This window comes from Gallaecimonas sp. GXIMD4217 (assembly GCF_038087665.1).
Taxonomy (GTDB): domain Bacteria; phylum Pseudomonadota; class Gammaproteobacteria; order Enterobacterales; family Gallaecimonadaceae; genus Gallaecimonas.
Map to the genome: position 1 here is coordinate 1,692,787 of NZ_CP149925.1, position 15,360 is coordinate 1,708,146.

The following is a 15,360-nucleotide window of genomic DNA, read 5'->3' on the forward strand; positions in this document are numbered from 1 at the left end:
GTCAGGCCTCCACCGGATCCAGCCAGCCCCATTGGTCCGGGGTCTCGCCGTTGAACAGCCCGAAGAAGGCCTGTTGCACGGCCTGGGTCACGGGCCCGGGCCGGCCCTCGCCCACCGGCAGCTTGTCGACGCTGCGCACCGGGGTGATCTCGGCGGCGGTGCCGGTGAAGAAGATCTCGTCGGCAAGATACACCGCCTCCCGGGCCAGGGGCTGCTCCCGGATCTCCAGCCCCTGGGCCCTGGCCAGGGTGATCACCGCATCCCGGGTCAGGCCGGGCAGAATGCCGGCGGTCACCGGTGGCGTGTACAGCACGCCGTCCTTGACCAGGAACAGGTTCTGGCCGGCGCCTTCGGAAAGCTGGCCGTTCCTGTCCAGGGCGATGCCCTCGTGGAAGCCCAGACGCCTGGCCTCGCTGGCGATCAGCAGCGACGACAGGTAGTTGCCGCCGGCCTTGGCGGCGGTGGGGGTGGTGTTGGGGGCGGCCCGGTTCCAGCTGGACACCATGGCGTCCACGCCCTGCTCCAGGGCCTCCTCGCCCAGGTAACGGCCCCAGGGGAAGGCGGCGATCAGCACCTCCATCCGGCTGGTGGGCGGCACTATGCCCATGCCGACCATGCCCATGAACCCCAGGGGCCTGATGTAGGCGCTCTTGAGCTGGTTGGCCTTGAGCACCGCCTTGGTGGCCGCCATCAGCTCCTCGAGCGTGTAGGGCAGCTCGAAACGGTACTGCCGCGCCGAGTCGAACAACCGCTGCATGTGCTCGCGGTGGCGGAAGATCACCGGCCCCAGGTGGCTGTCGTAACAGCGGATCCCCTCGAACACCGAGGTGCCGTAATGCAGGCCATGGCTCATGGGATGGATCTGTGCCTGCTGCCAGGGCAGCAACTCGCCGTTAAACCACAGAAAATCAGCGCCGTTCATCGTTCTTCTTCCTCGTTCAGACTCAACACATCGGGCAGCCTGCTAAGCTGCGCGGTCAACAGGTTCAGGGGCCGTTCGCCGGCCAGGTGCAGGCACAGGAGCTGGCGGTCGTCACCCTGGCTCAGCCTGGCCTCCAGCAGGGCAAAGCCCCGGTGACGCACCAGGCGCATCACCCGCTCCAGGGCGGCGGACTCGCGGCTCAGGCTCAGTTGCAGTTTGTTCATGGGGTGTCCTCCAGCATCTGGTGATTGGCATAGCCGGGCGGCACCAGCGGCCAGACGCTGTCCTCGGGGTGGATGCTGACGTGCAGCAGGAAGGGGCCGGGCGCGCTCAAGAGCGCCGCCAGGCCGGCCTCCAACTGGGCGCCGTGGTGGATATGCATGCCGGGGATGTCGAAGGCCCTGGCCAGGGCCAGGAAATCCGGGTTGTCGGACAGATCCACCTCCGAGTGGCGGGCGTCGAAGAACAGGCTCTGCCACTGGCGGACCATGCCCAGGCGCTGGTTGTCCAGCAGCAGGATCTTCACCGCCAGGCCCAGGCGGCGGATGGTGCCCAGCTCCTGGATGTTCATCATGATGGAGCCGTCGCCGCAGACGGCGATGACCTCGTCGTCCGGGCAGGCCAGCTTGGCGCCGATGGCGGCGGGCAGGCCGAAACCCATGGTGCCCAGGCCGCCACTGGACAAGTGGCAGTGGGGCGAGTCGAAGTGCATGTGCTGGGCCACCCACATCTGGTGCTGGCCCACGTCACTGCAGATCCTGGTGTTGGCGCTCTTCTGCCCGGCCAGGCGGTTCAGCAGCACCGGCGCCTGCACCCGCAGCGATGGCTGCCCGTAGTTTGGGCGATATTGGGCCTTGCGCCCGGCCAGCTCGGCCAGCCAGGGCGCCGGGGTCTGAACCTTTGGCAGCAGCGGCAGGTAGTCCCGGGCGCAGCCGTGCAGGGCCACCTCCGGCCGGCGGCGCTTGCCCAGCTCGGCGGCGTCGATGTCCAGGTGGATCACCTGGGCCCTGGGGGCGAATTGGTCCAGCCTGCCGGTGACCCTGTCATCGAAGCGCGCCCCCAGGGCCAGCAGCAGATCGCAGTCCTGTACCGCCAGGTTGGCGGCTTGGTTGCCGTGCATGCCCAGCATGCCCAGGTAGTGGGGCGACTCGTGGTCGGCGCTGCCCAGGCCCTTGAGGGTTTCCACCACCGGCAAATGGGTCTCGGCCAGGAAGGCGCGCAGCTCGGCCAGGGCGCCGGCCATGGCGATGCCGCCGCCCACATAGGCCAGGGGCCGCTCGGCCCGGGCCATCAGCCGGGCGGCCTCGGCCAGGGCCTGGCGGTCGGGCTGAAAGGACACCGGCTCAGGGGCAGGCGCGGCCAGGGGCGCCGCCGGCCGCGCTTGCTGCACGTCCTTGGGCAGATCTACCAGCACCGGGCCGGGCCGGCCCTCCCTGGCCAGGCGGAAAGCCTCGGCCAGCACCGCCGGCAGCTGGGCGGCGTCTTTGACCAGGAAGCTGTGCTTGGTGCAGCCCAGGGACAGGCCCAGCACGTCCATCTCCTGGAAGGCGTCGGTACCCATGGCTTCCCGGGGCACCTGGCCGGTGATGGCGACCAGGGGCACCGAATCCATCATGGCGTCGGCCAGGCCGGTGATCAGGTTGGTGGCGCCGGGGCCCGAGGTGGCCAGGCACACCCCCACCTTGCCGGAGGCCCTGGCGTAGCCGATGGCGGCCAGGGCCGCGCCCTGTTCATGGCGGCACAGCACGTGCTGCAGTTGGCTCTGGTACAGGGCGTCGTAGAGGGGCATGATGGCACCGCCCGGGTAGCCGAACAGCACCTGGACGCCTTCCCGCTCGAGCGCGGCCAGCACCAGCTCGGCGCCGCTTGGGGCTTGGATCTCGGTAGCAAGTGCGTGATTCATGATGGCTTTTCCTTGGGCCAGATAAGAAAAAACCCCCGGGCCTTGCGGCGCGGGGGTTGTGGTTGCTGTCTGAGTCTCAGTGCGGTCCAGACAATAACGCCCCGCGCGGCCGGTGAAGGATCACCACCACGAGTACCAGGATAATCACTAGGGCGTTAAGCAGGTTGAACATCACTGAGGCTCTGAAATCTCTGTTGGCCCGGGACCATCCCGGGGCGCTTTTTAATCATTAGCACAGAAAAAATTCACAGCACAAGACCAAAAAGGCAAAAAAGCGGTAAAACTTTTTTGCCTTTTAAAACATAAAGATAGAAAGGGAATGAGTCGCTTGTTTACGTTTACGTAAGATGGTCAGGCCCATCCAGGAGCCCTTTGGTCTGCTCCGGCAGCGCCTCGGCCTTGAGCAGCACCGGCCACTGGCCGAGAAAGAGCACCCGATCGCCGCCGGCAAGGCGCCGGGCCCGGCGCACCTCGGCCAGGGGGAAGGACAACACCTTGCCCTCAAGGGCCAGGCGAAGGGCCTGGCCGTCCAGCTCGCAGTCACAGAGGCCGGTCAGGGCGTCCAGGCGCATCAGCCGTACGTTTTGCAGCACCTCGTTGACGGTCATGGCGCCGAGCGCCGCCACCAACAGGGCCGTGGGCCAGTGCCAGCCCGGCCCCACTTCCATGGACAGGCCCGCCAGCACGGCGCCGTAGAGGGTCCAGCGCAATGCCCGTTCGAAACGGCGCTTGCCCTTGCCGTCTTCCAGCAGGGCGCCGTAGAGTCGGCGGCAGTCGGCCCTGGTGATCTGCTGCTGCCAGCGGATCACGCCCTGCCCTCCAGGGCCGCCAACAGCCTGGATACCGGGTGCTGGGGCTTTTGACCTTCCATGCGCCCCACCTGGCAGCGGCAGGAATAGCCGGTGGCAAGCATCTTGTCGTGGCCGGCCTGGTCGATGGCCTGACGCCAACTCAGCTCATAGATGGCCTTGGAGCTGTCCAGGTGCTCGGCCTCGTGGCCGTAGGTGCCGGCCATGCCGCAGCAGCCCACCTTGGCGGTGGCAAGCTCGAAGCCGGCCCGGGCGAAGATCTGCTGCCACTGGCCCTCGGCGGCCGGGGCATTGGTCTTCTCGGTGCAGTGGGCGAACAGGGTCAGCTGCCCTGCCCCCTGAGCGCCCTGCCAGTCGCCGTCCGGCAGGGTCACCAGCCACTCCTGGGGCAGCAGCACCTGGAAGTCGCCGCGCTGGTCGCCCAGGGCCTTGTGGTATTCGTCCCGGTAGCAGAGCACCAGGGAGGGATCCACGCCCACCAGGGGCAGGCCCAGGGCGTGCAGCTCGTTGAAGAAGGCCGCCGCCGTGGCCGCCGTCTTGGCGAAACGGTCCAGGAAACCCTTGACGTGCTCCGGCTTGCCGTTGGGCACGAAGGGCAGCAGCCTGGGCTCGTGGCCGAGGGCGCGGATCAGCCTGATCAGATCGGCCACCACGGTCGCGTCGTAATAACTGGTGAAGGGATCCTGCACCACCAGCACCAGCTTGTGGCGCTGCTCGGCGCTCATGGCCCTGATGGCTTCCAGATCCCAGTCCAGGGCCGGATCGGCCTCCAGCTGCTGGCTGAGGGTGGGCGTGGACAGCAGCGGCGTGTCCACCATGCCGACCGTCCTGCCCATCAGCTTCTGCACCCAGCCCTGCCTGAGCACGGCGTTGACGGCCCTGGGGAAGAGCGCCAGCCAGGGGGTGCTCTTCTCCACGTTGGCCACCAGGTGATCCTTAAAGGGGCGCAGGTAGCGCTGGTGGTAGAGGTTCATGAAGCGGGCCCGGAAGCTGGGCACGTCCACCTTGATGGGGCACTGGCTGGAGCAGGCCTTGCAGGCCAGGCAGCCGTCCATGACCTCCTTCACCTCGTGGGAGAAGTCGTATTCGCGGCTGAAGCTGTTCTGGATGCGGTTCAACAGCGGCAGGCGCCGGCCGGCCTGCTCCAGGGCCTGGGGATCCACGCCCTGCTCGGACAGCAGCCTGAGCCATTCGCGCATCATGCCGGCACGACCCTTGGGGGAATGGCGGCGGTCCCGGGTGACCCGGTAGCTGGGGCACATGGGGGTCTTGGCGTCGTAGTTGAAGCAGAGGCCGTTGCCGTTGCAGTTCATGGCCCCTTCGAAGTCGCTGCGCACCTGGACGGGGATCTGGCGGTCGAAGGCGCCGCGCTTGACGCCGTCGACGCTGACCAGGCAGTGTTCGCCTTCCAGCGGGGTGCAGATCTTGCCGGGGTTCATGCGGTTATGGGGGTCGAAGGCGGTCTTGACGGCCCTCAGTTCGTCCCAGAGTTCGCCGAAGAACTCGGGGGCGTACTCACTGCGGTAGCCCTTGCCGTGCTCGCCCCACATCAGGCCGCCGTACTTGGCCACCAGGGCCACCACCTGATCGGAGAGCTCCCTCAGCAGCACCTCCTGCTCGGGATCGCACATGTCCAGGGCCGGCCGTACATGCAGCACGCCGGCGTCCACATGGCCGAACATGCCGTAGTGCAGGCCCTTGGCGTCCAGCAGGGCCCTGAATTCCATGATGAAATCGGCCAGATTCTCCGGCGGCACCGCCGTGTCCTCGGCGAAGGGCTGGGGCTTGGCGAAACCCTTGGTGTTGCCGAGCAGGCCCACCGCCTTCTTGCGCATGGCGTAGATGCGGTTGATGGCGTCCAGATCCGAGGTCAGCTGATAGCCGATGACGCCGCTGTCGCCGCCCACCAGCTCGTCCAGGCGGCGGCAGAGCGCCTCGACCTTAGCCTGCTGGCTATGGGCGTCCACGTCGTTGTACTCGACGATGTTCAGGCCCTGCATCTCAACGCCGGGCACGTCCTGGATGAGATCGCTGACCTGGTGCCAGATGATGTCCTCCCGGGCCAGGTTGAGCACCTTGGAGTCCACGGTTTCCACCGAGGTGGCGTTGGCCTCGACCAAGAAGGGCGCGTTGCGCAGGGCCTTCTCGAAGCTGTCGTACTTGACGTTGACCAGGGTCTTGTAGGGGGCTATGGGGGTGACATTGAGCTTGGCCTCGCCGATGAAGGCCAGGGAGCCCTCGGAGCCGCACAGCACCCGGCCCAGGTCGAAATGCTCAAGGGTTTCATCGTAGACGTGCTCGAGATCGTAGCCGGTCAGGAAACGGTTCAGGCGCGGGAAGGTCCTGAGGATGTCGTCACGGCGGGCCTTGCAGCGCTCGGCCACCAGGCGGTGGATCTCGCCGGCCCGGCCCGGCAGGGCCTCGAGCTCCGCCACCGGCCTGGCTTGGGTGTCCAGGCGGCTGCCGTCATCCAGCACGGCACTCAGGGCCAGCACATGATCCGAGGTCTTGCCGTACACCAGGGAGCCCTGGCCGGAGGCGTCGGTGTTGATCATGCCGCCTATGGTGGCGCGGTTGGAGGTGGACAAGTCCGGGGCGAAGAAGAAGCCGTGGGGACGCAGGAAGTCGTTGAGCTGATCCTTGACCACCCCGGCCTGCACCCGCACCCAGCGCTCCTCGGCATTGAACTCCAGGATCTGGTTCATGTGCCGGGACAGATCCACCACCAGGCCCGGGGTCAGGCTCTGGCCGTTGGTACCGGTGCCGCCGCCACGGGCGCTGAAGGTCACCTGGGGATGATCCTTGGCCACCTGGCCCACCAGGGCCAGATCGGCCATGGAGCGGGGGAAGACGATGGCCTGGGGCAGCTGCTGGTAGACGGAGTTGTCGGTGGCCACCGCCAGGCGCTGGCTGTAACGGGTCTCGATATCGCCGCTGAAACCGGCCTGGTCGAGGGCGTCGAGATAGGTTTGGTAGGCCGCATCCAGCTGCGGCACCTGGGTCATCTTGGGGATCATGGGCACAGGGCTGTCGTCATTTTGCCGCCATTATACCAGCCCCATGCCCCAAGTGGCTGCCTTGAAAACCTCTTCAGACCTCCACCGGCAGGCGGAACTTGTCCAGCTGGGTGGCCAGCTCCTTGGACAACCCGGCCAGGTGCTGGCTGGCCTCCGAGACCTGGCTGGCGGCCTTGGAGTTCTGCTGGGCCGAGACACTGATGTTGGTGACGTTCTGGGCTATTTCCTTGGCCACCTGGGACTGCTGCTCGGAGGCGGTGGCGGTCTGGCTGATGGCATCCCCCAGCTCCTTGAGGGCCTGCACCATCTGGGGAATGTTCTCGGCCATGATCTGGGCATCGGTTCGGCTCTGGTCCGCCAGCTGGTTGCACTGGTGCATGGCCTCGGTCAGCGCCGAGGTGCGCCCGGAGACGTTGCCGATCAGGCTGCCGATGTCCTCGGTGGCTTCCTGGACCCGGGTGGCCAGCTTGCGTACCTCGTCGGCGACGATGGCAAAGCCCCTGCCCTGCTCGCCGGCCCGGGCCGCTTCGATGGCGGCATTGAGGGCCAGCAGGTTGGTCTGCTCGGCGATGTTGGCGATGACCCCCACCACATCGCTGATCTTCTGGCTCTCGCCGTCCAGCACCTCGATGTCACGGGAGATGGTGGCGAAATGCTCCACCGTGTTTTCGACCTGGCGCTTGGTCCCCTCCACCTGGCGGGCGGTCTCGGCCAGGGTGCCCTCCATCTTGTCGACCCGCTGGCTGGCGTGGACGGCGTTGGCGCTGATCTCGCCGGCGGCCAGGCTCATCTGCTCTATGGCCGAGGCCAGCAGCTCCACCTCCTGGGATTGCGCCACTATGCTGGACGAGGTCTCGTCGGCTATCTGGGTGGTGGTGCTGGACTCCTTGCGCAGCTGGTGGCTGGCCTGCTGGATGCGCCTGAGCAGCTGGATGAACATCTGCTGCAGCTGGGCCAGGCCATTGTGGACATTGCTGTCGTCCCCCCTGGGCTCCAGGGGCTGGCTGAGGTCACCGCTGGCGAGGCGGCTGGTGTGGTGCTTCATCTCGTCCGGCTCGTTGCCCAGGGGGCGTATCACCCAGCGGATCACCAGCATGATGCCGAGCCCCACCACCAGCAGCGCCGCCCCCAGGATCACCAGGGCCACCAGACGCATGTTGTGCACCGGCCCCAGCGCCTCGGCCTCGTCCATCTCGGCGATCAAGGCCCAGCGCACCCCGGCAAATTCCACCGGCGCATAGGAGGACAGCACAGGGTTACCGTTGTAATCGCTGAGCAGCTCGGTACCGCTGTTGCCGGCCAGGGCCTGGCGGCTGGCCCGGGTGTCGACGCCGTTCTGCTCGAGGGTGCCGGCAAAGGAAGCCTTGAGGGAATGGCTCTTGGGAGCCAGGAAGGAGTCGGAGCGCATGCGCTTGTCGCTGCCCACCAGGTAGGCCTCGCCCGTTTCGCCCATGCCGGCCCTCAGCTGCATGACGGCATTCACCTCTGTGGGATCCAGCTGCAACGCCAGCACCCGCTCCTGGCCCAGCGGTACCCCCAGGAAGGCCGCCGGCTCGCCGTTTGAGGGGGCATAGGGGGCGAAGTCGGCAAAGGCAAAGGCCTGGCCCTGGCGAACCTGCCGGTAAGTGGCCGCCAGGCCGGAGTCTTTGTAGGGTCCGGAAACCAGGTTGCTGCGGTAGTCCGGCTCCTTGGTGACGCTGTAGGCCACCAGCCCGTCGCCGTCGATGACGAAGAGGTCGTAATAGCCGTTATCCCGGATGAAACGCTCGAAGTAGGGCTGGCGGGCCTGGAAGTCTGGATCCTGCCCCGCCAGCGCCTGCTGCAGGTTGGCCAGCTGCTGGCGCTTGGCGCTGAGCAGCCGCTGCAGTTCACTTTCCTTGAGGCTGCGGATGGAGGTGAGCTGGTTGAAGATCTGCCCTTCCAGGGATTGCGAGGCGATGAAGCAGAGTACCGCCGTCACCAGCAGCGCCGGCAGCAGGCCGATGGCCAGGATCAACAGGGTCACGCGTTGGCGAAAGTTCATGGTTCCTCCCTGAACACAAAGGCAACAGATCGCAGTCTAGCAGGCCCCTTTGCAGACCATGAAAAAAGGGCCCGAAGGCCCCTTTTTATCGTTACAGCGTATTACACCTGTACCAGTTCCCTGTCGTGCATGGTGTCCTTGCACAGTTCGCCTTCGGAGCGGGCCACCAGGGTGGACACGGCGGTATCACCGACCACGTTGGTGGTGGTGACCACGGCATCGCAGATGCGGTCTGTGGCCAGGATGATGGCCATGGCTTCCATGGGCAGGCCCAGCTGGTGCAGCAGCACGCCGGTGGTGACGGCGGCGCCGCCCGGTACACCACCTGTGGCGATGGACAGCAGGAAGGCGGTCAGGCCCAGGGTCACCAGCTGGCTGTCGGCCAGGCCGGCGCCATAGGCATTGGCCACGAATACGGTGGCCACCGTCATGTAGATGGCGGAGCCGGACATGTTCATGGTGGCACCGAGTGGCACGCCGAAACCGGCCACGGACTTGGACACGCCCAGTTTCTCGGTCAGGGTCTTGAAGGTGACCGGGATGGTGGCGTTGGAGCTGGCCGTGGACAGGGAGAAGAAGATCTGTTCACGGAGCTTGGACAGGTACAGCAGCGGGCTGATACCGGTGGTCAGGCTGATCACCATGGGATAGAAGACCAGGAACCAGAACAGCATCACGAAGATATTGGTACCCACATAGCTGCCCACGGCGGCAATGGCCTGGGTGTTGAGGGTGGCGGCCAGGCCGGTAGTCAGGAAGAAGACGCCGTACGGGGCCAGGGACATGACCATGACGATGAGCTTCATCATCACGTTGTTGGCGATGGCAAAACCACGGGACGCGGCACTGGCTTCGTCCTTGCCCAGGCCCTTGATGGCCACGCCGGTGAGTATGGCCATGAACAGGATCTGCAGCATGTTGCCTTCGGCGAAGGCCTGGAAGGGGTTGCTGGGCACCACGGAGGCCAGCAGCGCCAGCAGCGAGGGCGCCTCGGTCAGGGCCGGCTCGAAGGGCTTGCCATCCAGGGTCAGGTTTGCGCCTGCACCGGGCGCCAGCCACAAGGAAATCACCAGGGCGCCGATGATGGCCAGCACGGTGTTGACCAGGTAGAGCATGAAGGTCTTGGTGCCGACCCGGCCGAACTGGCCCAGGTTCTCCAGGGAGCAGACGCCGTTGACGATGGATATGAACACCAGGGGAACCACCAGCAGCTTGATCAGGGACACGAACAGGCCGCCGGCGGTGCCGAACAGATCGTGGATCAGGGTCTGATGGATGAATTCGCTTTCCGGGAACAGGAAGCGCAGGGCGCTGCCAAGGATCAGGCCGCCGATCAGGGCGATGAAGATCTTGGCCGTCAGGGAGTACTTCATACTCTCACCTACTTCTGTGGTTGTGCTGATAATGGTTGTTATGAAGGCGCACTATAACGATCGCACCGCCCCAGTTGCGTGATCGCCATCACAAAGTCCCGGTACCCCTGGCCTCAAGGGCACTGCTCAGACCAAAGAACAGCCAATTATCACCTTTGCATTAAGCTAGTTAGAACATCCCCTTAACATTCGCCGCCATGAGCCACAGCATCGAACTCGCCCTGGCCTTCCTGCTGGCCGCCGTCATCGCCGTGCCCCTGTTCAAGCGCCTGGCCATGGGCCCCATACTTGCCTACCTGGCGGTGGGGTTGCTGCTGGGCCCCAGCCTGCTGGGGCTGGTGGACGATCCCAGCACCCTGCTGCATTTTTCCGAGCTGGGGGTGATCCTGATGCTGTTCCTGCTGGGCCTGGAGCTGAGCCCACAGCGGGTACTGGCGCTCAGGGGCGCCATCTTCGGACTGGGCCTGGGCCAACTGCTGCTGACCCTGGCGCTGCTCAGTGGCCTTGGCATCGCCCTGGGGCTGGCGCCCAAGGTGGCTTTGGTGGCGGCGGCGGCCCTGTCGCTGTCCTCCACCGCCTTTGCGGTGCAGCTGATGAGCGAACATAACCTGCTGGCCAGCCGCAAGGGCCAGGACGGCTTCGCCGTGCTGCTGCTTCAGGATCTGGCGGTGGTGCCCTTGCTGCTGCTGGTGGCCTGGCTGGCCCCGGGGCAGTCGCAGCAAGCCCTGGCCCCCTGGTACTGGATCCTGGCCGCCTTCGTCGCTATCGCCGCCTTTGCCCGCTTTGGCCTGGCCCCACTCATCGAGCTGGTGGTGGCCGCCAAGGTCCGGGAAACCCTCACCGCACTGGCGTTGCTGCTGGTACTGGGCAGCGCCTGGCTGATGGCCAGCCTGGGGCTGTCCGCCGGCATGGGCGCCTTCCTGGCCGGCATGCTGCTGGCCAACTCCTCCTACCGCCACCAGCTCCATGTGGACATCGAACCCTTCAAGGGCCTGCTGCTGGGGTTGTTCTTCATGTCCATCGGCATGATGCTCAACCTCGAGCTGCTGATCACCCAGCCACTTATTATCCTGGCCGGGTTGGCCGCGCTGCTGTTGGCCAAGGTGGGGGTGCTCTGGCCCCTGGCCAGGCTGCGCGGTCACGGCAACAGGGATGCACTGTTGCTGGCGGTGCTGCTGGCCGAAGGGGGTGAGTTCGCCTTTGTGCTGGTGGCCCAGGCCAGCGCCGGCGGTCTGTTGAGCGCCGAGCTTGGCGAATCACTGATCCTGGTGGTGGGCCTGTCCATGGTGGTCACCCCCTGGTTGTTCCAAGGGCTGAACAGGCGCTTCCAGCTCAAGGAGGATGCCGCCGTCGAAGCCGGCCAGCTGTCCCAGGAGCGCAGCGTCAGGGTGATCATCGCCGGTTTCGGCCGGTTCGGCCAGATGGTGGGACGGATGCTGACCGCAACCCGTATTCCCTTCGTGGCCCTGGACAAGGATGCCAGTCACATCTCCCTGGTACGGCGCTACGGCGCCAAGATCTTCCTGGGCAATGCCGCCGAGCCCGATCTGCTGGCCCAGGCCCATGCCGACGAGGCGCAAATCCTGGTGATCGCCGTTGACGACAAGGACGAAGCCCTGGCCATTGTTCGCTTGTGCCAAGCCCGCTATCCGCACCTGCAGCTCGTCGCCAGGGCCTTCGACCGCATTCACGCTCATGCCCTGCACAAGGCCGGTGTCGAGCAGGTGTTCCGGGAAACCTTCGCCTCCGGCCTGGAGGCTACCGAAGCGACCCTGCGGCTGCTGGGGATTCCGGAGGATCAGGCCCATCTGATGGTGGGTACCTTCCGCAAGCACGACGAGCGGATGCTGGCCACGCCTCAGTCCGGCCCCAGGGACGACAAGAGCCGCATCAAGCTAGCCCAGCAGGGCAGCTCCGAGCTGGCCGAACTGTTGCGCAAGGACTTCTCTGGCCTTTGACAAAAAAAGCCGGCTCATTGAGCCGGCCTTGCTTGCCACGGGCCGGGCTACTTGGTCACCGGCAAGGCGTTGTAACTGCTGATCAGGTTGCGGTAGTCCGGGATATGGTTGGAGAACAGCGTCCCCAGTCCCTCGATGTCGTTGCGCCAGTCGCGGTGCAGCTCGCAGGCCACCCCGAACCAGGTCATCATCTGGGCCCCGGCGGCCGACATGCGATCCCAGGCCGCGTCCCGGGTCATGGGGTTGAAGGTGCCGGAGGCGTCGGCCACCACGAACACCTCGAAGCCTTCCTCCAGGGCCGACAACACGGGAAAGGACACGCAGACCTCGGTCACCACGCCGGCGACGATCAGCTGCTTCCTGCCGGTGGCCTTCACCGCCGCGACGAAGTCGTCATTGTCCCAGGCGTTGATCTGCCCGGGCCGGGCGATATAGGGCGCCTCGGGAAAGATCGCCTTCAGCTCCGGCACCAGGGGGCCGTTGGGCCCTTCTTCGAAACTGGTGGTCAGGATGGTCGGCAGCTCGAAATACTTGGCCAGATCGGCCAGAGCCAACACGTTGTTCTTGAACTTGTCGGGGTCGATGTCCCTGACCAGGGACAAGAGCCCGGCCTGGTGGTCGACCAGGAGTACCGCGGCATCGTTCTTGTCCAGACGGACATAGGCTTTGTTCATGGTGTCACTCCTTCTTGGGGTTGTGGGGCGCCTTGACGCCCCGCTAGAAAGGGACTTGTGCCTGGCCACTGGCCGACGGCAAAAAAGACAGGGTCAGTCATGGCCAAATAGCAAGACGCGCCTCATTAAGCCCGAAGCTTTAGGCGCAAGTGCCATGGAGTATAGGAGCCGATGTGGCCATGAGGCGGCAAATGGATGATGGGGCCCTGCTCACCAGCCTTACCTGCGGCTTCGTACCCTTCAATGAGGAGCAATGGGCACAAAAAAGCCGGCTCGATGAGCCGGCTTTTTCAATTCGCGGATGCCTTAGCCGTTGAACTTCTCGGCCAGGTACAGCCAGGTGTCGAGCACGGTGTCCGGGTTCAGGGACACCGAATCGATGCCCTGCTCCACCAGCCAGGCGGCGAAGTCCTCGTGGTCGCTGGGGCCCTGGCCGCAGATGCCCACGTACTTGCCACGGGCCTTGGCGGCCTTGATGGCCATGGACAGCAGCGCCTTGATGGCCTCGTTACGCTCGTCGAACAGGTGGGCGATGATGCCGGAGTCCCTGTCCAGGCCCAGGGTCAGCTGGGTGAGGTCGTTGGAGCCGATGGAGAAGCCGTCGAAGTAGTCCAGGAACTGGTCCGCCAGCAGGGCGTTGGAGGGCAGCTCGCACATCATGATCACCTTGAGGCCGTTCTCGCCGCGCTTGAGGCCCTGCTCTTCGAGCAGTTCGATGACCTGGCGGGCTTCGTCGACGGTGCGCACGAAGGGGATCATGATCTCGACATTGGTCAGGCCCATGTCGTTACGGACCCGCTTGATGGCCTCGCACTCCATGGCGAAGCAGTCGCGGAACTCCTCGGAGATATAGCGGCTGGCGCCACGGAAGCCGATCATGGGGTTCTCTTCATGGGGCTCGTAGCGCTCGCCGCCGACCAGGTTGGCGTACTCGTTGGACTTGAAGTCGGACATGCGCACGATGACCCGCTCCGGGCTGAAGGCGGCGCCCAGGGTGGCGATGCCCTCGACCAGCTTGGCCACGTAGAACTCGCGGGGGCTGTCGTAGCCGGCCATCATCTCGCGGATCTCGGCCTGCAGCGCCGGGGGCTGCTGGTCGAAGTTGAGCAGCGCCTTGGGGTGCACGCCGATCATGCGGTTGATGATGAACTCCAGGCGCGCCAGGCCGATGCCGGCATGGGGCAGGCGGGCGAAGTCGAAGGCCCGGTCCGGGTTGCCCACGTTCATCATGATCTTCATGGGCAGGCTGGGCATCTTGCCCACTTCGGTCTTGTCGACGCTGTATTCCAGCTCGCCGTCGTAGATGAAACCGGTGTCGCCTTCGGCGCAGGACACGGTCACGGCCTGGCCATCCTTGATGCGGTCGGTGGCGTCACCACAACCCACCACGGCCGGGATCCCCAGCTCGCGGGCGATGATGGCGGCGTGGCAGGTACGGCCGCCGCGGTTGGTGACGATGGCGCTGGCCCGCTTCATGATCGGCTCCCAGTCCGGGTCGGTCATGTCGGTGACCAGCACGTCACCTTCCTTGATCAAGTCCATGTCCTTGATGGAGTCCAGCACCCGGGCGACGCCGGTGCCGATCTTGTGGCCGATGGCGCGGCCTTCGGCCACCACGGGGGCGCTGCCCTTGAGGTTGAAGCGCTCCATGATCTGGCCGGACTCGTTGGAGCGGACCGTCTCGGGGCGGGCCTGCACTATGTACAGCCTGCCGTCGATACCGTCCTTGGCCCACTCGATGTCCATGGGACGGCCGTAGTGCTTCTCGATGACCAGGGCCTGCTTGGCCAGCTCCTGGACCTCGGCGTCGTTGATGGAAAAGCTCAGGCGCTCGTCGCCGATCTTCTCGATCTTGACCTGCTTGCCGTGGGCCTCGTCGGTGGAGTAAACCATCTTCTCCAGCTTGGAGCCCAGGGTGCGGCGCACCACGGCGGGACGGCCGGCGGTCAGGGTCGGCTTGTGGACGTAGAATTCGTCGGGGTTGACGGCGCCCTGCACCACCATTTCACCCAGGCCGTAGGAAGAGGTGATGAAGACCACCTGGTCGAAACCGGACTCGGTGTCGATGGAGAACATCACGCCGCTGGAGGCGATGTCGGAGCGCACCATGCGCTGGATGCCGGCGGACAGGGCCACGCCCTTGTGGTCGTAGCCCTGGTGGACCCGGTAGGAGATGGCGCGGTCGTTGAACAGGGAAGCGAACACGTGCTTGATGGCGACCATGATGGCGTCGATGCCGCGCACGTTGAGGAAGGTTTCCTGCTGACCGGCGAAAGAGGCATCCGGCATGTCTTCGGCGGTGGCGGAGGAACGCACCGCGAAGGACACTTCGTCGCCGTGCTCGCCCACCAGCTGCTGGTAGGCGTTGCGGATGGCGTTATCCAGTTCCGGCTGGAAGGGAGTGTCGATGATCCATTGGCGGATCTGCTGGCCAGCGACGGCCAGGGCATTTACGTCGTCCACGTCCAGGTTGTCGAGGGTCTCGTAAATGCGGGCATTAACGCCACTTTGCTCGAGGAATTCGTTGTACGCCTCGGCGGTGGTGGCAAAGCCTCCAGGCACCTGTACACCCAGGCCAGCCAAGTTGCTGATCATCTCGCCGAGGGACGCGTTCTTGCCGCCCACCCGGTTAACGTCATGCATGCCCAGGTCTTGGTACCAGAGTACATATTCTTGCACTG

Annotated in this window: 10 protein-coding genes; 1 reads left to right on the forward strand and 9 read right to left on the reverse strand. The window is 65.5% G+C overall.

Annotated features, from left to right (window positions below; all coding sequences use genetic code 11):
• Position 1: 1 nt before the first annotated feature.
• The 7 genes from WDB71_RS08290 to WDB71_RS08320 form a co-directional block, all read right to left on the reverse strand.
• Positions 2 to 922 (reverse strand): branched-chain amino acid transaminase, encoded by a 921-nt coding sequence (locus WDB71_RS08290; protein ID WP_341501111.1) that lies wholly within the window; start codon positions 920 to 922, stop codon positions 2 to 4.
• The gene (locus tag WDB71_RS08295) at positions 919 to 1,146 is read right to left on the reverse strand and encodes an ACT domain-containing protein (protein ID WP_341501112.1); all 228 of its coding nucleotides are present in this window, start codon (positions 1,144 to 1,146) and stop codon (positions 919 to 921) included. Before WDB71_RS08295 ends, WDB71_RS08290 begins: the two co-directional genes overlap by 4 nt.
• The gene (gene ilvG, locus WDB71_RS08300) at positions 1,143 to 2,825 is read right to left on the reverse strand and encodes an acetolactate synthase 2 catalytic subunit (RefSeq protein ID WP_341501113.1); all 1,683 of its coding nucleotides are present in this window, start codon (positions 2,823 to 2,825) and stop codon (positions 1,143 to 1,145) included. The genes WDB71_RS08295 and ilvG overlap by 4 nt, the downstream gene beginning before the upstream one ends.
• Before the next feature lie 338 nt (positions 2,826 to 3,163).
• Complete coding sequence (locus WDB71_RS08305; RefSeq protein WP_341501114.1) at positions 3,164 to 3,634, reverse strand: hypothetical protein; 471 nt, start codon at positions 3,632 to 3,634, stop codon at positions 3,164 to 3,166.
• A complete protein-coding gene (locus tag WDB71_RS08310; protein WP_341501115.1) occupies positions 3,631 to 6,651 on the reverse strand; it encodes an FAD-binding and (Fe-S)-binding domain-containing protein in 3,021 nt (1,006 codons plus the stop codon). Before WDB71_RS08310 ends, WDB71_RS08305 begins: the two co-directional genes overlap by 4 nt.
• 73 nt (positions 6,652 to 6,724) lie before the next feature.
• Positions 6,725 to 8,674 (reverse strand): methyl-accepting chemotaxis protein, encoded by a 1,950-nt coding sequence (locus tag WDB71_RS08315; protein ID WP_341501116.1) that lies wholly within the window; start codon positions 8,672 to 8,674, stop codon positions 6,725 to 6,727.
• A gap of 101 nt (positions 8,675 to 8,775) precedes the next feature.
• Positions 8,776 to 10,047 carry a dicarboxylate/amino acid:cation symporter gene (locus tag WDB71_RS08320; protein ID WP_341501117.1) on the reverse strand — a complete coding sequence of 424 codons (1,272 nt, stop codon included), beginning with the start codon at positions 10,045 to 10,047 and terminating at the stop codon, positions 8,776 to 8,778.
• 197 nt (positions 10,048 to 10,244) lie between these two features.
• On the opposite strand from WDB71_RS08320, the gene WDB71_RS08325 reads away from it, so the two are divergent.
• A complete protein-coding gene (locus tag WDB71_RS08325; RefSeq protein WP_341501118.1) occupies positions 10,245 to 12,005 on the forward strand; it encodes a cation:proton antiporter in 1,761 nt (586 codons plus the stop codon).
• A gap of 47 nt (positions 12,006 to 12,052) precedes the next feature.
• Here WDB71_RS08325 and ycaC read toward each other — a convergent pair whose 3' ends face one another.
• Positions 12,053 to 12,679, reverse strand: coding sequence for an isochorismate family cysteine hydrolase YcaC (ycaC, locus tag WDB71_RS08330; RefSeq protein WP_341501119.1), 627 nt, complete (start codon positions 12,677 to 12,679; stop codon positions 12,053 to 12,055).
• A 306-nt stretch (positions 12,680 to 12,985) separates the two neighbouring features.
• The gene (gene ppsA, locus WDB71_RS08335) at positions 12,986 to 15,322 is read right to left on the reverse strand and encodes a phosphoenolpyruvate synthase (RefSeq protein WP_341501120.1); all 2,337 of its coding nucleotides are present in this window, start codon (positions 15,320 to 15,322) and stop codon (positions 12,986 to 12,988) included.
• Positions 15,323 to 15,360: the final 38 nt, after the last annotated feature.

What these genes read in the sequence shown, in the direction of transcription:
- WDB71_RS08290 (WP_341501111.1), bottom strand. Translation starts at nt 922, where the DNA reads ATGAACGGCGCTGATTTTCTGTGGTTTAACGGCGAGTTGCTGCCCTGG.
- WDB71_RS08295 (WP_341501112.1), bottom strand. Translation starts at nt 1,146, where the DNA reads ATGAACAAACTGCAACTGAGCCTGAGCCGCGAGTCCGCCGCCCTGGAG.
- ilvG (WP_341501113.1), bottom strand. Translation starts at nt 2,825, where the DNA reads ATGAATCACGCACTTGCTACCGAGATCCAAGCCCCAAGCGGCGCCGAG.
- WDB71_RS08310 (WP_341501115.1), bottom strand. Translation starts at nt 6,651, where the DNA reads ATGATCCCCAAGATGACCCAGGTGCCGCAGCTGGATGCGGCCTACCAA.
- WDB71_RS08315 (WP_341501116.1), bottom strand. Translation starts at nt 8,674, where the DNA reads ATGAACTTTCGCCAACGCGTGACCCTGTTGATCCTGGCCATCGGCCTG.
- WDB71_RS08320 (WP_341501117.1), bottom strand. Translation starts at nt 10,047, where the DNA reads ATGAAGTACTCCCTGACGGCCAAGATCTTCATCGCCCTGATCGGCGGC.
- WDB71_RS08325 (WP_341501118.1), top strand. Translation starts at nt 10,245, where the DNA reads ATGAGCCACAGCATCGAACTCGCCCTGGCCTTCCTGCTGGCCGCCGTC.
- ycaC (WP_341501119.1), bottom strand. Translation starts at nt 12,679, where the DNA reads ATGAACAAAGCCTATGTCCGTCTGGACAAGAACGATGCCGCGGTACTC.
- ppsA (WP_341501120.1), bottom strand. Translation starts at nt 15,322, where the DNA reads ATGCATGACGTTAACCGGGTGGGCGGCAAGAACGCGTCCCTCGGCGAG.